This is a genomic window from Mesorhizobium sp. CNPSo 4689 (assembly GCF_057784325.1).
This window is the reverse complement of record NZ_JBWLUZ010000014.1, coordinates 85,596-105,451: the sequence shown is the minus strand read 5'-3', so window position 1 is coordinate 105,451 and position 19,856 is coordinate 85,596. Positions and strand designations below refer to the sequence as shown.

The following is a 19,856-nucleotide window of genomic DNA, read 5'->3' as shown; positions in this document are numbered from 1 at the left end:
TCCATGACGGACCAGCTTTCCCTTTACAACGGCGCGCTGATCAAACTCGGTCAGCCGCGCCTCAACGCCCTCTCGGATGAGGGGAAAGCGCGCCGTGCGCTCGATGCCGAATACGCGAAGACGGTGAAGGGCTGTCTCGAGGCGGCCTTCTGGAATTTCGCAATGCGGTTCGTCCAGATGGAGGCTACGCCATCGGCGACGGGTGACTTCGGCTACCAGTATGTGTTCGACAAGCCGGATGATTGGCTGCGCACGGCTGGGGTGACGACTGACCCCTACGGCAAGGTGCCGCTGCTCGATTACGATGACCGGTCAAACTATCTGCTCGCCGACAATTCAGTCATCTACCTTCGCTACGTCTCGAATGATCAGGACTATGGGCTGGATCTCGGCCTATGGCCGCAAACCTTTGTCGATTATGTCGAGACCTATCTTGCCTGGGCAACATGCGAGGAAGTGACGGGCTCGTCCGATCGAAAAGACAAGCTCGAAAAGGCGCGGGATAAGGCCAAATACAAGGCATCGAACACCGACGCCATGAACGAGGCCGTGACGCGGTATCCACCTCCTGGCCGGCTTGTCCAAAGCCGTGGCTCCTCCTCGCGCCGTAGGCCTGACGGGCTTCGCTGATGGCGAAAACCAATGCGCCTCTGCTGGCCTTCAACCGGGGGCTGGTCTCTAGCTCTGCGCTGACGCGTGTTGATGTCGATCGCATCCGGTTGTCTGCGGAGGTGATGGAAAACTGGCTGCCGAAAACGGCCGGCTCGATGTTCCTCCGTCCAGGCTTCGGCTATCTCGGCGCCAGTCGAAACAACGCCTTCGGGATCGATATCCCGTTCGTTGCATCGACAACCGACACAGCTCTGATCGAAATGGCTGACGGCAAGATGCGGGTTCGCGTCAATGATGTGCTGGTCTCTCGGGCGTCGGTCACCACTACGATATCAAACAGCAATTTCGCCACCTCGGCGAGTTGGACGGACGCGTCGACCAATGGCGGCACGCTCACGTTCGGCGGCAGCGGCCTTGTCCTGGACGCGGTCAACGTGGGCGGGCTGGCGGTCTGCCGGCGGCAGATCACAGTTTCCGGCGGCAACATCGGGGCTCGCCATGCGCTCAACATCTCGGTGACGCGTGGCCCGGTTACCTTCCGCTGCGGCTCTACCTCGGGAGGCGACGAGTATATCGGCGAAACGACGCTGCGCACTGGCGCCCATAGTCTCGCGTTCACGCCGACCGGCGACTTCTACGTCCAGTTTCAATCGGATCTGGACATCGACAAGATTGTTGCATCCTGCCAAGTCGCTTCGGCTGGTACGATGGAACTGGATATCCCCTACGCCGCCGCAGACCTGCCATTTGTTCGCTGGGACCAATCAGCGGACGTTCTCTTTTTGGCGTGCGCTGGTTTTCAGCAGCGGCGCATCGAGCGCCGCGCGGTCGATAGCTGGTCGATCGTGCTCTATCGTCCCGAGAATGGGCCATTTTTCGGCACGCGATCAGCCAAGGTGAAGCTCAAGGTAGCCGCCACCAACGGTAATACCTCGCTGACTTCCGATCTGCCGTTCTTCAAAGCCACCCATGTCGGGGCTCTGTTTCGCCTGTTCAACGAAGGCGTCGATCAGACCTACAAACTGGGTGCTGGTGGCTCATTCACCGATCCGCTTCGGGTGACCGGCGTCGTGACGTCCAACTACGATGATCGGAATTGGTTCTATACCGTCTCCGGCGTTTGGTCCGGCACGCTCAGGTGGAAGCGGTCTTTCGACGGCCCGGACAGTGGCTTCAAGGATTTCCCCTACGAGCAATCGTCCTCCACTGTGCCTATCACTACCAATCTTGGTTCAACCCAGAATGATGACGATGACAACAACGCCATCGTTTACTACAAGCTGGGCTTTGAGGATGGTGACTATACCTCCGGCACGGCAACGGTAACCATCGACTATGATGGTGGCGGCGGATACGGCATCTGCCGGGTTATCGCGTTCACCTCGGCAACCCAAGTCGAAATTGAAGTGCTGGATCGCTTCAACACCACCGAGTACACCGACAATTGGCAGGAAGGCATCTGGTCGGATCGGCAGGGTTGGCCGGGCGCTGTTGCCTTCGACAAAGGCCGGCTGGGTTGGTCGGGCAAGTCGCGCTTCATCTTCTCCGTCACTGACGATTACGAGAACTTTGACCCTGACTTCGAAGGCGATGCTGGGCCGATCAACAGGACGCTCGGCTCTGGCCCGGTTGACGCCATCAACTTCATGCTCTCGCTCAGCCGGCCAATTATCGGCACGCCTGGCGCTGAGTTCTCTATTAAGTCGACATCGTTCGATGAGCCGCTGACGCCACAAAATGCGCAAGCCGGGACGCCGTCTACACAAGGCTCTCGGGCAGGCGTGGCAGCGGTCAAAATCGACGGTCGCGGCATCTTTGCCCAGCGCTCGGGCAAGCGCCTGTTTGAACTGATCTTCGACCCGAACACCTATGAATACGCGCCGCGTGATCTAACGCTTCTATGCCCGGATCTGACCGGCTCTGCGAAGGTCGTCGGAATGGCAACCCAGCGCCAGCCCGACACTCGGGCTCATTTCTGGCTCGATGATGGGTCTGTCGTGCTGCTGACCTATGAGCCATCCGAAGACGTGACGTGCTGGTCCAGGCTCACTGCGGGTGGCGCCGGCTTCATTGAAGGCGTGTCGATCTTGCCGGGGGAAGATGAGGATCAAGTCTTCTATCGGGTTCGCCGCACGGTCAGCGCCTCGACGGTCCGCTATCTGGAAAAGATGGCGATGGAATCGGAATGCCTGGGCGGCACGATGAACAAGCAGGCCGACGCGTTCATTGTGGTGCCGTCTGTGACCGGAACGAGCGTGACCGGCCTGTCGCATCTGAACGGACTTAGCGTGGTCGCCTGGGGCGCGGGGAAGTATCTTGGCGCCTATACGGTGTCGGCTGGGGCCATCACTCTCAGCGCGGCTGTCACGGCAACTGACGTCATGGTCGGTCTGCCCTATACCGCGCTCTACAAGTCGACCAAGCTGGCCTATGCGGCGGCGGCGGGAACGGCTCTCAGCCAAATCAAGCGGGTCAACTATGTCGGCCTGATCATGGGCCGCGTCCACAATGACGGCATCGAAGTCGGCCGCGATTTCTCCAACATGGACAGGCTGCCGCGGCTCTACCAGGGCCGGCCCGTCACGGCAGATGAAATGTTCGAAGACTACGAAGAGCCGGCGACGGCGTTCCCTGGTGAATGGAAGCCTGATAGCCGCCTTTGCATCCGCGCCACGGCGCCGAAACCCTGCGTGCTCAACGCGGCTGTTGTTTCAGTCGAGACAAACGACAAGGTCTGATGGCTCACGAAGTCGTGCCGCTCACGCGGGACCATCTCCTGGAGTGGTACGGGGACCAGGGCAACGGGCCAACGGTGCGCGGCATCGCCGGCTTGGTAGATGGCAAACTGGTGGCGGTTGCCGGCTTCTGGTTCTCGGGCGGCAACGTGATTGCGTTCTGCTCCTTGAAGGAAGAGGCGCGGCCATATCGCCACGCCATCCACCGGACGGCGCTCGCAATCATGGAAGACGCCAAGGCGCGTCACAAGCGCATCATTGCACTCTGCGACCGCGACGAACCGACCTCGGCGAAATGGCTCTCGCGGCTTGGCTTCAAGCCTGACGATGGGGATGTGTGGACATGGCAGACTTCGGACTAACCACAATCCTCGGCCTTGTCGGTACGGGCGTCTCGGCGGCCGGAACGCTCGCGGCGGGCGCGGCACAGAAGAGCGGTGCCGACTATCAGGCCGCCCAGCTCGAACAACAGGCCAAGGAAGAGAAGGCAGCGGCGCAACGTGAGGCGGAACGGGCGAAGAAGGAGACGAACTTCGTCCTGTCGCGTCAACAGGCCGTGGCAGGCGCCTCTGGCCTCGGCGCGCTCGATGAAACCGTGCAAGACCTGGCCGGCGATGTCGCCACGCAGGGGGCGGTCAACGAAGGCATGATCCGCTACGGCGGCGAAGAGCGGGCGAAGGGTCGCCGGGCGCAAGCTGCCGCCGCTCGCATGGAAGGCAAGGCAGCAAAAACCGGCTCGTATTTCGGCGCCGCCGGCACGCTGATGGATGGCGTTGGGTCGTTCGCGAAGGATTGGAACCAACCGGCTTATGCCGGTCCGGCCTCGGGGATCTATTACTGATGGCTCTGAAACTGCCTGGCGCTGAAGACCTGGGCGCGCCTGTCAGCGGGCGTTCCGGTCGACCGGTTGCGACCTATGACACCTCTGCTATCGGCCGGGGCGTGGCGCAACTCGGTGCTGGCCTGCAGTCGTTGTCGAACAGCCTGAAGGTGAAGGAAACACAGGCGAAAGAGACGGTCGACAAGACCCAGCTATTCGACACGGAAAGCCGCTACCAGCAATTCAAGTCGGGTCAGGCCCAGGCGCTGACTGCTGCCGGCGACAAGGCCGAACCGGGCGCCTTTGGCTTCAAGGAGCAGTTTCAGGGCTCCTACAAGGAAGCTGCCAAAGAGTTCATGCAGAGCGTCCCGGCGCAGCTCAAGCCGATCTATGATCAGAAGCTGTTCGGAACGGAAGAATCGCTCGTCAACGGCGAAGGCGGCGCTTCCGATTTCGAACGGAAGCAGCGCAAGGCCTATTACAAAACCAGTGTCGATGAAGGCCTGACGGCCATTGAGAGCCGGCTCTACAGCGACCCGTCGAAATTCGATGACGCTGTCTTCGAGGGCAACAACTTCATCGACGCCATTCCCGACGAAGACGTGAATCCGATCGAGAAGGACGCACTGCGCCGGGGTTGGAAGGCCAAGGCGCAGATGGCCGCTCTGAACGGTATGAAGCCAGCCGATCGGCTCCGGGCTCTTGGGGAGGCTCCTGGCGAAGATGATATCATCAACGCTATGAAAGCCGTCGAAAGCGGTGGCGATCCGAACGCGGTTTCTGACGCTGGCGCGCTCGGCCTGATGCAAGTCATGCCGGACACGGCGGTCGAGATTGCGCAGGAAATCGAAGATCCGAACTTCCCGCGCACGCCTGAGGCGCAGGCCGAATATCTGAAAGACCCGGCTGTCTCCGAAAAGTACGGCACGTACTATTTCAACAAGATGCTCGCTCGCTACGATGGCGACCCGGAAGCCGCGCTTATCGCCTACAATGGCGGTGCCGCTCGGGCAGACAAATGGCTTGCCAGCGGGCGCAATGATGGCGTGATCCCGCAGGAATCGGCCGACTACTACAAGAAAGTTCTGGCTCGAACAAAGGACGGGCGCGGGCCCGCAGAAACCACTGGCAAAGAGCAACCGATCATCATTGGCGACGCTGCCGGGCAAGGTCGCGTTGGCAGTCCTGACGTTGCCGGCGTCAACAGCGTGGTCATGTCGCGCTTCAAGCAAGTGCAGAACGCGTTCGGCGCCTCGGTGCCGATCGTCTCGGGGTTTCGTGATCCGGTGCGCAACGCCAAGGCTGGCGGTGCTCGCAAGTCCGAACATATGCACGGCAACGCGCTGGACCTTGATGTCAGCAAGCTGTCGAACGAAGAGCGCGTCCGGCTAATCCAGACCGCCTCCTCTCTCGGCTTCACCGGGATCGGCGTCTATGCCAATTCCCTGCATCTCGATATCGGCCCGCGGCGCGCCTGGGGCGCCTCTCATCATTCGGACAGCGTTCCGACCTGGGCGCGCGACGCCATTGCCGCACACATGGCGGGCAAGGCCGAACCGCTCGGCCAACGTGGTGGCGCCGGCTTCAAGGTCGATCCCCGCTTTGCCGATATGGACTATGTGGCGCGCGATACCATCGCGAAGTCGGCACAGAAGGACATTGCGACCGAAGCCACGGCGGCCCGCGTTCGGCAGCAGGCGCAATACAAGGCCTATGACGACGCCATGGGCCTCAATATCGAGACCGGCAAGATTGTCAGCGAGGATCAAATCCTTAGTGACCCGGTGCTGGACGATGGCGACGTCACCAAGCAGTTGAAGGCCTTCCGCTCGAAGCAGAAGGAAGACGGCGGCGTCGGTGCGCTGGTGTCGGCTATCCTGGCCGGAAGCCCTGCGGCCTCGGTCAACAGCTTCGACAGCGACCAGAAGTCGACGGCGAACAAGGCCTATGACCAGATGCTGAAGGTCACGCCGGAAGAGCAACAGCCTATTGTCACGCAAGGCTTCGTCAAGGCGACTGGCTACATTCCCGATACGCTGCAGGCTCAAGTAAGGCAGGGCGCCGCGTCGAAAGACCCCGCCTTCTTCGCTGCCGCAATGTCGCAAGCCGACGCTCTGCAGACTGTCGCGCCTGTCTCGTTCGGCGCCGTCGAAGGCGCGGCCGACATTCGCGACAAGCTGGCGGCGTTCCGGCATTTCGTGAATGACCGGGGCATGTCGGGCGAAGAGGCTTCGCAGCGGATTCTTGCGATGGATGATCCGGCGCAAAAGGTGAACCGCGACGTTCTGAAGCCCGGTCTGGAAAAGTTCACGAAGACGCTGACCGTGGCCGATGTCACGAATTCCTTCGACCCTGGCTTGCTCTCGTCTGAGCCCGGCGCCGGCATCATGCCTTTGCAGACAAGCGCGCTGATGGCCGAATACAAGGAAATCGCCGAAGAGAAGTATTACGATACCGGCGGCGACACTGGTGCGGCGAAGGCGCAAGCTCTGGCTGAACTGAAAACCCGGTGGAATATCAGCAACATTTCCGGTTCTCCGAACCTGATGCGCCTGCCGCCTGAGCTGCACTATCCGCCGATCGACGGCAAATTTGATTACCTCCGTGCTGACGCGATGAAGACGGCGGAAAGCTATGTCGCCGGACTCCACGATGGCCGCAAGGTCGAGAATATCGCCATCATCCCGAACGCGACGACGCGCGCTGATATCGAGATGAAGCGCCCTCCCCGCTACCGGCTTTTCTATCAATACTCGGAAGACGGGCAGACCAAGTTCGATGAGGTGTTTGCCGGGCCGTGGGGCATCGATCCGAAGTCCCTGAGCGAAGGCGTCACCAAGGGAACTGAAGAGGCAAAGCAGCGCTTCCTGGCCCGCCACAACGTCAATGACCAGGCCAATGACATCGACCGCGCTGCCGCCGCGAAGGCCAAGGCGATCAACGAAGACCCGAACACGCAAGACTTCATCAAGGCGCTGGGTTCTGAAGCAACCATCGGCGCCGGCCGTGTTCAATCGGATCTGGTGCGCGCGAAGGGTGCCGAAGATGAAGCGCCGGCCGCGCCGCCGGAAGCGCAGAATCCGCGCGGCGGCGGTGATCCCAATGCCGGTAAGGCGTTCCGTAGCGGCTCCGGGGGCAAATTCTAATGCCGATTGTCCAGTATCCCGAAGACCGCCCTGCCCTCGGCACGTTCGGCGCCGTCGACAACAAGCCGGCACAGGAAACCGAACTGGCGCCGGATATTGCAACGGTCCTCGGCGCCAGTTTCAGGCAAGACAACACGATTGGCTCGATGGCCTCGAACAAGCTGGCCGGCGTCGACACCGCCACGCGGGAAGACGGCTTCACTGGCGATGTCATGTGGGACCAGATCAAGGGGACGCCTTACGAACAGAATTGGGATCGGTTCGCCAACGTCTTCAACCGCCCTGCCTTCGAAGCAATGAAGGCACAAATCGACATGGAAGCTGAAGACCGGCGCACGATCGACGCGGCCGGCTGGTTGGGGACCGCAACCTCTGGACTGGCGGGCGTCATCGACGCGCCTTCGCTTATTCCTGGCGGCGAACTGGTCGCGGGCGTCCGCGTTGGTCGCGCTGCTCTGATGACTGGCGCAAGGACGGCAGTTGCCGGGGCGCTCGGCGCTGGCGTGTCCGAAGTCGCGCTCCAGGCAACGCAACAGACGCGACCGCTGGCCGAAAGCGCGATGGCAATTGGCAGCGGCGCGGTTCTGGGTGGCTTTCTCGGTGCCGGCGCTGGTGCCCTGTTCTCCCATGCCGAAAGGAAGGCCGCCCTCGCCTCGGTCGAAAGGGCTCTGCAGGATCATGTCCCGACCCCTGACGAAGTAGCCGCGCATGCGGAAGGCGTCGGCATGGGCGCGCAAGCCGTCGAAAAGCCTGTCCTTGGTGACTACGGCATCGCCTCGGGCGGCAAGTCGGTCGGCGCGCTGCAATCCGGTTTCAACCCGCTGCTGCGGGCGGCTCATAGTCCATCGGCTGTTCATCGCTCGGTCATGGCCGATCTGGCGGAAACCGGCTTCTACCTCGAAAAGAACGTGCGCGGCGAAGGCAACCTCGCGGTCGAAAGCGCGGTCAAGTATTGGGACCGTGGTGCGCTGACCAAGGCGCTGGACGACATGCGCGGCACCTACGCCAAGGCGCGGCAAAGGCCTGGCTTCGACATGACGGCGGAAGAGTTTCGAACGGCTGTCAGCAAGGCGATGCGCCGTGGTGATGTCGGCGAAAACGATGCGGTGTCGGCGGCGGCGCAATCCTGGCGCAAGACGCTGTTCGACCCGCTGAAGGATGAGGCAATCGAGGTTGGCCTTCTGCCCGCCGATGTGAACGTCAAGACGGCAACATCCTACCTGACCCGGCTTTGGAACGCTCCGCGTCTCAATGCCGGCGAAGAGCGCTTCAAGCAAATCGTCCGGCCGTGGATCGATGACCAGCTAGCGCAGTTGGAGTTCAAGGCCGACGAAATCAGGGTAGGCAACCGGATTGTCGATGCCGAGAAGCAGCGCGAAACCTTCGGCAAAGTCTCGGAACGGCTCGACAACATCGAAAGCCGCCTGGCTGATCGGCAAGGCATCCGGGAGCGGAAGAAAGCCGCGCTCGGTCAACTGCAACAGACGCGGCAAGACGTGTTGAAAGAACGCGCGCCGGCCGACGTGGTGCGGATGCTGCGCGGCGCCGATGAAAATGCCGTCATGGTCGACACGGTAAAGCAGGCTCGCGCGGCTGAACGGTCGGCAAACAAGAAGCAGGCTTTCGCTGACCGCTCGCCGGTCTTGGCGCTGATCAAGGAAAAGGGCGGTGTCCGCGTCGGCTCGAAGCTTGACAACGAATTGCGGGCAATGGGCGTCACGCCCAAGACGCATCCGGGGCTGTTCATCAAGAGGGGCGGAATCGGCGACGTCGACAACTTCGTCCAGTCGGAAGATGAAATCTTCGCTGGGCTGCCAAGCGATGGCGCCGGCTATGTCGACCCGGTGGCGGTTATGGAATCGATCCGCTCGGAGCTCGGCGGCAATCCCCTGCGCACGGCTGAGGAAGAGGCTACAGCAGCGGCGCTGGATAATCTGGACAAGGTGGCGGCCGAATGGCTGGACCGCGTGGGGCTGGCTCCTAACGCCTCGGTGAAGGACGTTCGCGACTTCATCGCCCGCGTGACCGGCGCCGAAAAGAACACGGCCGGCATCGATTCCCGTATCTCGCGTTTCGAACAGGAAATTGAAGAGTTCGACCGCACAACCGACGCCATCGTCAATGAGAGCAAAATCACTGGCGCCGAAGCAAAGACGGTCGGCGAAGAGCTCGAAAAGCTGGAAGCCGAACTTGATGCGGTCAAGGATCTGGCCAACTCGTCGCCGCGCGTGGCGCTGGTAGTCGACTACGGCACGACCCGACGCGACCTGTTCAAATCGAAGCTGAAGGAACGCTCGCTTTCAAAGCGCGTCGAAGCGCTGAAGCGGCTCGATGCCGAAGGCGGCGCCAATGATGAAATCCTGGCCGAACTTGCCGCCAAGTCGATCGAACTGGACCGGCTGCGCGCCAGCATCGACGGGCTCAAGGTGAAGGCCGACAAGCTCGAACCGATGATGCCCAAGGTAAAGCAGGAAATCCCCGATTTCGTGTCACCGGAAGACCGGGCCGACTACGTCAAAGGCATCGTTGACGATATCTTTTCGCAGCTCACCGGCCGCGCAAATCAGGGCATGCCGTCCTACGACATGACGATGTCTTCGCGCGGGCCTCTCAAGGAACGCACCTTCAACATCCCCGATCACCTGATTGAAGAATTCCTCGAGCACGACATTGAACTGATCGGCCGGCGCTATGCTCGCGTGATGGCAGCCGATGTCGAGCTGACGAAGATGGACAAACGCCAAGGTGGCGCCGGCAAGCCGACACTGGCAAGCCAGCTCGATCGGGTGAAGAACGACTATCTGACCCTTCGGGAAGAGATCAACGCCAATCCCGATTTTGAACCGAAGGCGCGCGAAAACGCTCTGAAGGCCCTCGCCAAAAGCGAGAAGAACGATGTCGAAGACATAGGCAGCGTGCGGGATCTTCTGCGCGGTCAGTACAAGGTCGAAATCCAACACACGAACTATGCGCGGGTGCTGCGCATGGCCGGCGTCTTCAACTTCATGCGTTCGCTGGGCGGCGTCGTGGTGTCGTCCCTGTCGGATGCTGCTCGGCCTCCGATGGTTCACGGCATGGGCCGCTACATGAGCGAGGGCATTGCGCCGCTGATCACCAATATGAAATCAGTCAAACTGGCGGTCGAGGATGCGAAGCTGCTCGGCGCCGTGACGGAACGGTCGCTGCAAAGCCGCCTTGCCACGATGGCCGAACTGGCTGACCCGTATTCAAGCATCTCGCCTTTCGAGCGTTTCATCGACAATGCCGCCAACGTCTTTTCCAAGATGACGCTGCTGCCCTGGTGGAACGACATGCACAAGTCCATCGCCTCGGTCCTGGTGCAAAACCGGCTGCTGATAAACGCCACGGTCGATTATGAAAAGCTGGCGCCGGCCGAACTGAAATACATGGGCTTCCTCGGCATCGATGCTCACATGGCCGAACGGATTTCAAAGCAGTTTGCCGAGTTCGGCGATGTCGACGGCAACGTCCATATTCCAGGGATTGCCGACTGGACCGATGAAGGTGCGCGCCGCGCCTTCGCCGCTTCGGTCAACAAGGATGTGGATTCGATCATCGTTACCAAGTCGGTGGCCGATGTGCCGCTGTTCGCCCATACCCCGACTGGCCGCGCCCTCCTCCAGTTCAAAAGCTTCGCCCTGGCTTCAAATCAAAGGGTGCTGATGCGCGGTCTTCAGGAAGGGCCGGGCTCGTTCATCACGGGCATGGCAGGCATGATGACTATGGGCATGCTGACCTACTACCTGAAGCAAGTCGAATCTAACCGGCCCTTGAACGACAACCCCGGCCGGTGGGTGGCTGAAGGCTTAGACCGCTCTGGGATTTTTCAGCTCGCGTTCGAGGTCAACAACACCTGGGAAAAGCTGGGCGGCTCGGGGATCTACACTCTGGCGGGTGCGGCGTTTCCCGATGCGACGCAACGGGCGCCGGCCTCGCGCTATGCAAACCGTGATGCGTTCGGCGCTCTGCTCGGTCCATCGTTCCAGCTCGGAACCGATGTAGCGCAAATGCTCGGCATCGGCGCGCGGGCAACTCACGGCGACATCGACCTGAAGGAAGCAGACGTCAACCGCACGATTGGCCTGACGCCATTCGCTTCGCTGCCCTATTGGCGGTGGATCATTGAAGGCGGGTTCGGCCTCGGCGACGCCGGCCTGAAGCCACAGCTCAAGGAAGCGGTTTCCGACTAGCAATTATAGGTGTCGTCGGACCGGCCGCCGTAGTTCCAGCACTTATCAGAACTGCCGCTGCCGGCGGGTATAAAACTGGTGATGGCCATCGCCATTACAGTCACAATCGCAAGCGCGATCAAAATACCAAAACCACTATAGCGCGGATCCTCCCAGAATTTTGGCTTGGGCGGAACGATCCTCTTTTTCATTGCGGAGTCTAACAAAATGGCGACCACTTCGGTTGATCAAGTCACTGGCTATGGCGAAACCGTAGCATACAAGGCTCCGTGTCGCCTAGCGACCACGGGCAACATCGCCCTGAGTGGTTTACAGACGATCGACGGAAGCCTGACGGCAGCCAATGACCGCGTGCTGGTCAAGGACCAGACCGACGCCCGCGAAAACGGCATTTACATCGCTTCGACGGGTCTTTGGCAGCGCGCCCGCGACATGGACAGCAACCGCGATTTGACCAAGGGAACGAACGTTTCGGTCACAGACGGAACGGTGGGGGCCGGGCAGTGGCAGGTAACAACTGCGAATCCAATCACCATTGGTACCGCAAGCATTGCCTTCAGTCAGGTGGTTCAGCCCTTCGATGCTGAATTGACTAGCTGGGCGGCAATCACCCGCGCCACAGGCTTCGACGCGTTCGTTGCATCGCCGACTGCGGCCAATCTCCGCTCCTTGATGGTTGGCGCGGTGACGGGCACCGGCGCTCTAGTCTTTGCCACGTCACCAACCCTCGTCACGCCCAACATAGGCGCGGCCACAGCGGCCAGCATCTCAATGTCTGGTGGGGCGGGCGTCTCGCACACCTTCACCGGATCGGGCCTGGCCGCCAACATATGGGTCAACCAGACCAGCGCCGCATTGAGTGCGACCGTGCCAGAAATCGGCGCGCAGTTCACGATGACTTCGAATTTGGGCATCGCCAATCAAACCACGGCCTACAAAATCGCGGCTACGTTCAGCGTCATTGGCGGCGCCAATTCGGCCTGCATCTATGGCACCAACACCATCGTACAAGGACATGCCGGAGCTGGCGGCTATCTCGTCACCGGCAGCGAAGTGGACATCAACAATGTTGGCGCGACCGCTGCGACCCTCGGTTCCGGCACAGCCTCATACGGCTTCATCGCCGTTGCCGCTGGTGGGTTTGACAGCACGGCGGCGTTCTCCGCAACTGGCTCCGGAATTAACTGGACCTACGGTTTTGCCACCTGGTTGAACGGCATCAAGTCGGTCACGCACTCGGATTTCCGGGCGGAGAGCACCGCGACCAATATTCTTACAGCAACGGGGGCGAGGACCAACGGCATCAGTCTGACCGGTGCCACATTCTCAAACCATGCCTTCGATAGTCCCGGCTTTTATGTAGATGGCGCCGGCTCCATGTCGGCACTCGGCATCCAGTTTTCTGGCAGCACTGCGGTCGCTGGCCCCGGCATCTTCCAGAACGCCAACATACTGACTTTTACAGGCGGCACTAGCGGCTTCCAGTGGGACAACCAAGCGGTCAGCACTCAGTTGATGGCCCTAAGCAATACCGGGGTGCTAACGGTACTCGGGTCCGTTACGGGTTCGTCGTCGATAAAATCAAATAGTCCATCTGGGGGCATTGGCTACGCAACCGGCGCTGGCGGCTCCGTGACGCAGGCCACTTCGAAGTCCACAACCGTAGCGCTTGCCACTATGTGTGGTCAGATCACCATGAACAACGCGGCCCTTGCGGCTGGTGCCATTGTGTCGTTTACGTGGACAAATGCGAATATAGGTGCGGCCGATGTAGTGGTGCTTAACCACATCTTCGGCGGCACGATAGGCGCCTATACCCTCAATGCTCAGTGTGGCGCTGGCTCGGCCCAAATAAATGTTCGCAATAACACTGCTGGTTCGTTGTCAGATGCAATCGTCATCCAATTCACCGTCATCAAGGGCGTAAATTCTTAAAGGAGAACACATGAAAATCGACTTCACCAAGCCGCTGCTGACCATCAAGGGCACGCCGTTGAAAATGACGGAAGACCCGAACTCGCCCGACACCACACTGGCAGATGTGGTAACCAATGCGCTCCTTATCCCGTCCCGCGATCCGAGGCCGTTCGATGAGAACGTCAACGCCTTTAGGCTTGCGCTTCGCATCAACAACGAGCCGGCAAATTGCGAGGTCAAGAGCGAGGAAATCACGCTGATCAAGCAAGCTATCGGCCGCAACTACGGGCCGAATGTCTGCGGGCCGGCTGATATGCTGCTTGAGGGCGACTAATCGCGGCAGGCTTCTAGCCTTCGCGGAAATCAGGGAGCATCCGCTCAAAACGGCGCTGCGCGGTGTCGATTCCAAAGTTTGCCATTTCCTCGGCGTCTTTACGAGAGCATTCGCCTATCTGCATCAGCCATAGGACTTTACTCTCCCGCGACATATCCGGGTGTGTTCTGACGGTTGGAATTGAGGTGATTTCATTGAGTGGTCTATCTGCAGAAAACTCATGGTCAAGGAGCGCTGGCGGGCCGCCGATGTCTTTGGAATAGCCGCCCCACGCAAAGCACGCATGGACCCATTTTTCACCAACGCTCATCCCGTCAAATGACCTTGTCTGGTTGTCTGTAGCGAGAAGATTGCTTTGATCGCCGCACCGAAAAGTGCCGCTCGCGGGCCACTCGGCCACCTCGTAACCTTTGCCGTCTGCCCCGACCACGACAAGCTTAAACCCTGCGCGCCTAACATTTCGGGACAAGCCTCTGTCGCCGCTCTCGAACTCGCAACAGCCGATCTTGATGTTCTCATGGCTTGGGATCGCTGTTCTGTCGAATGCTTCTTTCGAGAGCATGAACACATTCGAGCGGATGTGAGGATTCGGAAAGCGCGGAAACGTTATCCATTGGTGCTGTGGTCCGCCGTGCAGAGTCGCGATAGACCAGTGGCGATCGAAGCCGCGTGCATAGCTTGACCAATGTCGACGGCGCTTGAGGATGTCTGCGATGGCGCGGCGGACGCGATTATAGGGCGACCGCAATGGAACAATCCAATGTTGCGCGACCAGGCCAAGCCACCATCGGAAGTTCCGCGCAAGATTGGCGTCGAATCGGGGCGATTGGCGGACCAGCCAATTGACCTTTTCGAGCGCCTTGCAGGAATTATAGAGGCTTTCGAACGATCCCGATGCCCCGACCATCCCCACACCCGGCTTTGAAAGGTTCAGGTGTAGCTTCTCCAGCCAGCGATCAGCCTTGATTTCGGTGTACGTGTTGATGAAGCATGCGTGTGAGAAATCGAAGTGCTCGGCCGCATGTTTGTAGGCATGGATGTCCATGCCGATGTCGTCGCTGACAAAGTGGATGCTATGCGGCGTATCGGCCAGGATGTTCCGGAGCGCGGCAATTTCACCCGCCTTGCTATACCCCTTGGCGATTATAACGAGGTGGTGCGGAATTCCCGCATCGTGGCGCCGGTAGGACTCAACGAAGGATTGAACGGCGAGGAAGTCCTCCTCTGTGAGATTTGAGCCCTCAGCTCTTCGCGCCAAGTAAAAAACTGCGATCCTAGACTTCACTTTTGCATTCCTCCGCCAGCGCTTCCGCTTGTGGGTTCTCTACCCGAAAACGCCAACCTTGAAAACTGCCGGGATATGGACCCGGCCTCATAACATCAAGAGGTTTTCCATGGACCGCAACTTTGCGCGGGCGCTTGCGCTCGTTTTGAAATCCGAAGGCGGCTGGTCGGACAATCCGGCCGATCCGGGTGGCGCCACCATGAAGGGCGTCACGCTTGCCAATTTCCGCCGCTATGTGAAAGCGGATGCGACGAAGAATGACCTTCGCCATATCACTGATGCTCAGGTGGCAACGGTCTATCGGCGGTTCTACTGGGACGCTGTGGCCGGTGCGGAATTGCCTGATGGCGTTGACTATGCCGTGTTCGATTTCGGCGTGAACTCTGGCCCATCTCGGGCGGCGAAGTATCTGCAGGGCGTTTTGGGCACTGTACAGGACGGGCGCATAGGCCCAGCAACCGTCAAGGCCGCGCAGGCTAAGCCGTCTGCCCAGACTGTCAACGCGCTCTGCGATGCCCGTCTGGCGTTCCTGAAGCGCCTTGGTACATGGCCGACCTTCGGCAAGGGCTGGAATTCCCGCGTGTCCTCGGTGCGCGCTCAGGCGCTTGCCATGGCCGCGCAACCGGCGCCAATCGTCATCCCGAAGGCTGCGCCAGACAAGCCTAGCGTAGTCGTGGTGACGCAACAGGGCAACGAGCCGCCTGTGGTGACGAAGGTGCCCAATTCCCCATCCAACAGGGGTACGGGCATCATCTCTCTGATCGCAGTCATCATCGCGGCTATGGCAGCATTTTTTGGGTGGAGGTGACCATGGCTGACCTTGTCACTATGCCGAACTCGAACCCATCCCGGAAACTCACTGCGGCTGTCGTCGGTGTTGCAATCGTTGAAGTGGCGCGGACCGCGCTGGCCAACTTTGCGCCGGGCTGGTCAGACCCGGCCATGTGGACTGCGCTGTCCCCAGTCATCGTCTTTGCCTGTGGCTGGTTCATCAACGATGAGGCAACGGTCGTGATAACCAAGGAGGCAGAGCAATGACCATCTTCGTGGCAATCACAGCCATCGTCGCATGGCTCAGCTTCGCCGGGGTTTGCGTGGTGATCCTCATGGCCTTGGCCGTAATGAGGGGGCTGAAACTGCTATGACCGCGATCCTCGCATGGATTCTAAGCAATCCAACCATCCTCGCCATAGGCGCGGCAATCATCGGTGCGCTCGGCTTCGGCCTTCAACAGCGTCTGGCGGGTGCCAAAGCAGAGCGGAACAAGCAGGCGGCGGAACGACTCGCGGCCCGCACCGAAGCCGACAAGATCGACCAGGCTGTTGCCGGCATGTCTGACGCTGAAGTTCTGAAGGAGCAGGCCAAATGGTCACGCTCAGGACGCTGATGGTCGCCGCGCTCCTAGCGCTCGTCGCCTGTCAGCATACCGGCGGCAGCTTCTGCGATGTCGAAAAGCCGAATCGCAACCCCGTTGAGGACATGACGCCGATCGAGGCGAGGACGGCATTGGAGCACAACCTGAAGGGCGCCAAGCTCTGCGGCTGGAAAGCCTGAAATGCCAACGGGGAACAAGAGCCTGGAAATGATGATCGGCGGCCTGATGGAGGCGACGCAGAACATGCAGCGGGATATCACGGAAATCCGTCGCGATATCAAGGATTCTGACGCTAGGGCCGCGCTGAGCTATGAGCAGTCGGAACAGCGCGCCGCCGCCAGCCGCGCCAAGATGTATGTCAAGACGGATGAACTTGTCGAACGCGTCGCAGCTACAGAAGTTGCGGTCAGCAAGCTCAACACTGACATGACGACGGTCAAGGAAGTCACGGCCGAAGTGACGCGCTGGAAGCTCATGGGCATGGGCGCGCTGGGAGTGACAGGGATAGCCTTCGCGGCTCTGGGTTCATTGGTCACCTACTACTGGACGGAAATTGTCAGCGCCTTGCGCGGAGGTTGAGCACGATGACCGCCAAAATTATCCCCTCTACTTAGTCCGGCCTGTCTATGAGCGGCGCCTTGCGCGTTTGCGGGACGTAGGGCTGCACCAGTCGCACCTTGGATCGAGCGACCGTTACCGCTGGACTTAGGTCAATCGTGACGGTGTCCTCATCGACCCGGATGACATCGCCTACAAGCTCGATCTGCTGGCCTCTCCTCACCTTCGATGTCTTGTCCACTATCGAATGGGGGAAGCCGTAGGACGGGATGGAGACACTGATCCTGTCCTCGGTCACGCGACGGCGCACCGTTGCGGTGATAGCGACCTCGTCGCCCGGTTTGATGCCCCTTGCCATATCAACGATTCTGGAGCGGCCGGCGCCTTCGTCAAGCGATTGCTAATAGGATTCGCTAAGCAACCATGCCGGGTGTAGCATGGGCTTTGTCGTCCGCACCCAACCGAGGCAAACGGACGCTTGGGAGATGACAGCGCTTCCGCCCATTTGCGGGAGATTGAAATGTCACACCCCAAGGTGTCTGCATTCGATTGCGACGTCCTACGAAGTGCATTCCATAAAGCCGTCCGCGAAGAAGAAATCGCTGAAGATCGATGGCGGGACTAGGCGGCGCAAATGATCCGCGACTTCACCGGCACCGCTGAAACGGTCGATTCCGACTTGCTGGAATGGATAGTGCGGAAGGTGGTCTAGATCTTCCTGTTCAATATTCGCGCTTCTCGCATAAGCGACGACCAATTGTGCGGCCCAAGGAAGGCGATAAGCTCGCGGGCTTGTGCTTCTGTTATGCCGGAATCGATGACTAAACGGCGAACAAGGCCGTCCGTTGCGGCCGGTGGCCTTCCTTGCTCGTCAACCATTTTAGGATTCTCCCTAGCGGCGTAACGTGGCCAACTGGGAATGGTTCCGTTGCTGCGGCCCGGCGACCTTTGTCCAGCGGACCGGGGCCGGTTTGGCTGGGCTCGATCGCCGGACCTACCGACAAACGGAGAGACACAATTCGCCGGCGGGCGAGGCTACAGGCCGGCTTGCGTCGATGCCAACTTGGCAAAACGGCGGTGTCCGGTTGCCCTCAAATTGGATGAGCCCCAAGAGTCGAATCCGGTTGACCTAGCGACGCTCCCCACGCCGCGCTATATCGGCTCGATGGGCAAGGGTTGGACTTTTCAAACACTGATCGACGCAAAGATGATGGTGACGGCGCACTGCCACAACTCAGCCTGTCACCATAGGCAAGCGCTCGACCTCGCCAAGCTTCGCGATCGATTCGGCCCGGACACGCCGGCCATGGCGGATGACGTCATTCCAAAGCTGAAATGCGCCAAGTGCGGCGGCAAGGCGGTCGGCGTGATCTATACTCCCGACACCAGCCCGACCGGCTACGGCAAGGCCAAGGGCACGTAGCGTCTGCTGCACCAATCGAACGAATAGCCGGCCGGGGTCTGAAAGCCTCGAGCCGGCTTTTTTGTGCCTTCGTGCCGGGCCTGCTGGCGTTTGGCCTTCCTGATCCTCGGCAAGTCCTGGGTGTGCGTCTTGACCTCGGCGCATTTGAAATGAGCCGGTGCACAGTTGGTGTTCACGTCCCGACCGAGAAGGCCAAGGGCGCGCTTGTGTTCGATAATCCAGCGGTCTTCGTGGCGGCGGATAGCCTCCCCGCACAGGCAGCACGGCGCGACGTTGTGGGCAGTGCAATGCTCGCTGAAGATGGCTTGTCGACGCTTGGCCGACATGCGAGCACGGGGCGTGTTCTCTGTCACGGACTAGACCGCAGGCGGACGCCTGGCCCTCCTGTGGCTGCATCACCATCATCAAGGAAGACGACGCCAGCGTCTCGAAGCGCGTCGGTCACAGCGTCAAGGGTATCGGTGCGGACCTTTACACGCTCGGCGCCGAAAGCCTCCATGTTCCTGATCGTGTTCGCACTCACGCCGGCCTTGTCGGCAAGAGCAATCTGCTCCATTCCAATGAGCGAGCGCGCCGCCCGTATCTGGTATCCAGTAATCGGCATTTTAATTCCATCCTAAACAACTTTGGTATCATACACAAATTGCTGTTGACAGCAACGGGCATCAACGCCTATGGTAAAAAAACCAACTTAGTTGGTAATGGTAACCACAAATCGGGAGATTACCCAATGCCGAACACCCATGTTCGGGCAACCGCCGAAGGTATGCCCAAAATCACCCGCCGCACCGCGCTCGCAGCTACCGCAGGCGCAATCACCACTGCTGCCAGCGGCTTTCCCGCCAGGGCAGCGCCAGTGTCAGCTGAGCTCCTAGCACTCATCGAAGCCAAGCATGCAGCCTATGCTCGTTTCATCGAGGCAATCGACCGCGCCACGCCGCTGGAAGACGCTCACCTGCCGAAGACGGCAGAGCTATTCATCCCGCTTTCTATCGGCGGCGCCCAATCGCACAGCCTGCGCTTTTCTGAACTCGACCGCGTTGCCGATGATCTGCGCGATGAGATCAAGCGCCGTTACCGCGAACAGGAGCAAAAGCTGACCGCCCTGCGCAAAGTCGCGCCCGATCTTGCCAAGCAGTCAACCGGCGCGCTTCGCAAGGCGGAACAATTCGACTTGCGAGCACTGAAGCGCCTCGTCAAGGAAGAACGCGCGCGCAGGGTCGCGGTCGGCCTGGAGCAGGCGATAGAGGAGCGCAACAATGCATCCGACGCCGAACGGGAGGCGCTGAATGCCGTCTGCGCCTACCGCTGTACCAGCATGGAGGAGCACCGGGTCAAAGCCGAGTTCCTGAAGAAGTTCGCTACCGGCAAATACGGCGACCTTCAGCCCGAGGACGTTGACGCCCTGTTGCTGTCGTTCCTTCCGGTGGAGGCATGACG

The 19,856-nt window shown here is 60.2% G+C and carries 19 protein-coding genes; 15 read left to right on the top strand and 4 right to left on the bottom strand.

Annotated features, from left to right (window positions below; genetic code table 11):
- The first annotated feature begins 3 nt into the window (after nt 1-3).
- From AC04SI_RS19250 to AC04SI_RS19225, 6 genes are read left to right on the top strand one after another with little or no spacing between them, the layout of a single operon-like run.
- Nucleotides 4-630, top strand: coding sequence for a phage connector family protein (locus AC04SI_RS19250; RefSeq protein ID WP_488474687.1), 627 nt, complete (start codon nt 4-6; stop codon nt 628-630).
- Entirely contained in the window at nt 630-3,350 is a 2,721-nt protein-coding gene (locus tag AC04SI_RS19245; protein ID WP_488474686.1) for a phage tail protein, read from the top strand. Before AC04SI_RS19250 ends, AC04SI_RS19245 begins: the two co-directional genes overlap by 1 nt.
- On the top strand, nt 3,350-3,709 hold the full coding sequence (locus AC04SI_RS19240) for a hypothetical protein (RefSeq protein ID WP_488474685.1): 360 nt from the start codon (nt 3,350-3,352) through the stop codon (nt 3,707-3,709). Before AC04SI_RS19245 ends, AC04SI_RS19240 begins: the two co-directional genes overlap by 1 nt.
- Nucleotides 3,691-4,188 (top strand): hypothetical protein, encoded by a 498-nt coding sequence (locus AC04SI_RS19235; RefSeq protein ID WP_488474684.1) that lies wholly within the window; start codon nt 3,691-3,693, stop codon nt 4,186-4,188. Before AC04SI_RS19240 ends, AC04SI_RS19235 begins: the two co-directional genes overlap by 19 nt.
- Nucleotides 4,188-7,313, top strand: coding sequence for a transglycosylase SLT domain-containing protein (locus AC04SI_RS19230; protein ID WP_488474683.1), 3,126 nt, complete (start codon nt 4,188-4,190; stop codon nt 7,311-7,313). The genes AC04SI_RS19235 and AC04SI_RS19230 overlap by 1 nt, the downstream gene beginning before the upstream one ends.
- The gene (locus tag AC04SI_RS19225) at nt 7,313-11,524 is read left to right on the top strand and encodes a hypothetical protein (RefSeq protein ID WP_488474682.1); all 4,212 of its coding nucleotides are present in this window, start codon (nt 7,313-7,315) and stop codon (nt 11,522-11,524) included. Before AC04SI_RS19230 ends, AC04SI_RS19225 begins: the two co-directional genes overlap by 1 nt.
- Here AC04SI_RS19225 and AC04SI_RS19220 read toward each other — a convergent pair.
- Complete coding sequence (locus AC04SI_RS19220) at nt 11,521-11,715, bottom strand: hypothetical protein (protein WP_488474681.1); 195 nt, start codon at nt 11,713-11,715, stop codon at nt 11,521-11,523. The two genes, AC04SI_RS19225 and AC04SI_RS19220, sit on opposite strands and share 4 nt — an antisense overlap.
- 16 nt (nt 11,716-11,731) lie before the next feature.
- Between AC04SI_RS19220 and AC04SI_RS19215 the strand changes: the two genes are divergently transcribed.
- Both AC04SI_RS19215 and AC04SI_RS19210 read left to right on the top strand, forming a co-directional pair.
- Nucleotides 11,732-13,459, top strand: a complete 1,728-nt coding sequence (locus AC04SI_RS19215; protein ID WP_488474680.1) for a hypothetical protein — start codon at nt 11,732-11,734, stop codon at nt 13,457-13,459.
- Between the two features lie 10 nt (nt 13,460-13,469).
- Entirely contained in the window at nt 13,470-13,775 is a 306-nt protein-coding gene (locus AC04SI_RS19210; RefSeq protein WP_488474679.1) for a hypothetical protein, read from the top strand.
- A 13-nt stretch (nt 13,776-13,788) separates the two neighbouring features.
- On the opposite strand, the gene AC04SI_RS19205 is transcribed toward AC04SI_RS19210, so the two are convergent.
- Complete coding sequence (locus AC04SI_RS19205) at nt 13,789-15,060, bottom strand: hypothetical protein (RefSeq protein WP_488474678.1); 1,272 nt, start codon at nt 15,058-15,060, stop codon at nt 13,789-13,791.
- A 109-nt stretch (nt 15,061-15,169) separates the two neighbouring features.
- On the opposite strand from AC04SI_RS19205, the gene AC04SI_RS19200 reads away from it, so the two are divergent.
- The 5 genes from AC04SI_RS19200 to AC04SI_RS19180 all read left to right on the top strand — a co-directional run bounded on the left by AC04SI_RS19200 (nt 15,170) and on the right by AC04SI_RS19180 (nt 17,014).
- Nucleotides 15,170-15,868, top strand: a complete 699-nt coding sequence (locus tag AC04SI_RS19200) for a glycoside hydrolase family 108 protein (RefSeq protein WP_488474677.1) — start codon at nt 15,170-15,172, stop codon at nt 15,866-15,868.
- A 2-nt stretch (nt 15,869-15,870) separates the two neighbouring features.
- Complete coding sequence (locus AC04SI_RS19195; RefSeq protein ID WP_488474676.1) at nt 15,871-16,098, top strand: hypothetical protein; 228 nt, start codon at nt 15,871-15,873, stop codon at nt 16,096-16,098.
- A gap of 103 nt (nt 16,099-16,201) precedes the next feature.
- Entirely contained in the window at nt 16,202-16,447 is a 246-nt protein-coding gene (locus AC04SI_RS19190) for an ABC transporter permease (protein ID WP_488474675.1), read from the top strand.
- Nucleotides 16,426-16,614 (top strand): hypothetical protein, encoded by a 189-nt coding sequence (locus AC04SI_RS19185; protein ID WP_488474674.1) that lies wholly within the window; start codon nt 16,426-16,428, stop codon nt 16,612-16,614. Before AC04SI_RS19190 ends, AC04SI_RS19185 begins: the two co-directional genes overlap by 22 nt.
- Before the next feature lies 1 nt (nt 16,615).
- A complete protein-coding gene (locus AC04SI_RS19180; RefSeq protein ID WP_488474673.1) occupies nt 16,616-17,014 on the top strand; it encodes a DUF1515 family protein in 399 nt (132 codons plus the stop codon).
- Nucleotides 17,015-17,045: 31 nt separating this feature from the next.
- Here the strand turns inward: AC04SI_RS19180 and AC04SI_RS19175 are convergent, their stop codons facing one another.
- Entirely contained in the window at nt 17,046-17,351 is a 306-nt protein-coding gene (locus AC04SI_RS19175) for a hypothetical protein (RefSeq protein WP_488474672.1), read from the bottom strand.
- 705 nt (nt 17,352-18,056) lie between these two features.
- Here AC04SI_RS19175 and AC04SI_RS19170 point away from each other — a divergent pair.
- The gene (locus AC04SI_RS19170; protein ID WP_488474671.1) at nt 18,057-18,416 is read left to right on the top strand and encodes a hypothetical protein; all 360 of its coding nucleotides are present in this window, start codon (nt 18,057-18,059) and stop codon (nt 18,414-18,416) included.
- Between the two features lie 349 nt (nt 18,417-18,765).
- On the opposite strand, the gene AC04SI_RS19165 is transcribed toward AC04SI_RS19170, so the two are convergent.
- Entirely contained in the window at nt 18,766-19,020 is a 255-nt protein-coding gene (locus AC04SI_RS19165; protein WP_488474670.1) for a helix-turn-helix domain-containing protein, read from the bottom strand.
- Nucleotides 19,021-19,146: 126 nt separating this feature from the next.
- Between AC04SI_RS19165 and AC04SI_RS19160 the strand changes: the two genes are divergently transcribed.
- A complete protein-coding gene (locus AC04SI_RS19160; protein WP_488474669.1) occupies nt 19,147-19,854 on the top strand; it encodes a hypothetical protein in 708 nt (235 codons plus the stop codon).
- Nucleotides 19,855-19,856: the final 2 nt, after the last annotated feature.

Coding starts and splice junctions, on each gene's coding strand:
- AC04SI_RS19250 (WP_488474687.1), top strand. CDS start 4: ATGACGGACCAGCTTTCCCTTTACAACGGCGCGCTGATCAAACTCGGT.
- AC04SI_RS19245 (WP_488474686.1), top strand. CDS start 630: ATGGCGAAAACCAATGCGCCTCTGCTGGCCTTCAACCGGGGGCTGGTC.
- AC04SI_RS19240 (WP_488474685.1), top strand. CDS start 3,350: ATGGCTCACGAAGTCGTGCCGCTCACGCGGGACCATCTCCTGGAGTGG.
- AC04SI_RS19235 (WP_488474684.1), top strand. CDS start 3,691: ATGGCAGACTTCGGACTAACCACAATCCTCGGCCTTGTCGGTACGGGC.
- AC04SI_RS19230 (WP_488474683.1), top strand. CDS start 4,188: ATGGCTCTGAAACTGCCTGGCGCTGAAGACCTGGGCGCGCCTGTCAGC.
- AC04SI_RS19225 (WP_488474682.1), top strand. CDS start 7,313: ATGCCGATTGTCCAGTATCCCGAAGACCGCCCTGCCCTCGGCACGTTC.
- AC04SI_RS19220 (WP_488474681.1), bottom strand. CDS start 11,715: ATGAAAAAGAGGATCGTTCCGCCCAAGCCAAAATTCTGGGAGGATCCG.
- AC04SI_RS19215 (WP_488474680.1), top strand. CDS start 11,732: ATGGCGACCACTTCGGTTGATCAAGTCACTGGCTATGGCGAAACCGTA.
- AC04SI_RS19210 (WP_488474679.1), top strand. CDS start 13,470: ATGAAAATCGACTTCACCAAGCCGCTGCTGACCATCAAGGGCACGCCG.
- AC04SI_RS19200 (WP_488474677.1), top strand. CDS start 15,170: ATGGACCGCAACTTTGCGCGGGCGCTTGCGCTCGTTTTGAAATCCGAA.
- AC04SI_RS19195 (WP_488474676.1), top strand. CDS start 15,871: ATGGCTGACCTTGTCACTATGCCGAACTCGAACCCATCCCGGAAACTC.
- AC04SI_RS19190 (WP_488474675.1), top strand. CDS start 16,202: ATGACCGCGATCCTCGCATGGATTCTAAGCAATCCAACCATCCTCGCC.
- AC04SI_RS19185 (WP_488474674.1), top strand. CDS start 16,426: ATGGTCACGCTCAGGACGCTGATGGTCGCCGCGCTCCTAGCGCTCGTC.
- AC04SI_RS19180 (WP_488474673.1), top strand. CDS start 16,616: ATGCCAACGGGGAACAAGAGCCTGGAAATGATGATCGGCGGCCTGATG.
- AC04SI_RS19175 (WP_488474672.1), bottom strand. CDS start 17,351: ATGGCAAGGGGCATCAAACCGGGCGACGAGGTCGCTATCACCGCAACG.
- AC04SI_RS19165 (WP_488474670.1), bottom strand. CDS start 19,020: ATGCCGATTACTGGATACCAGATACGGGCGGCGCGCTCGCTCATTGGA.
- AC04SI_RS19160 (WP_488474669.1), top strand. CDS start 19,147: ATGCCGAACACCCATGTTCGGGCAACCGCCGAAGGTATGCCCAAAATC.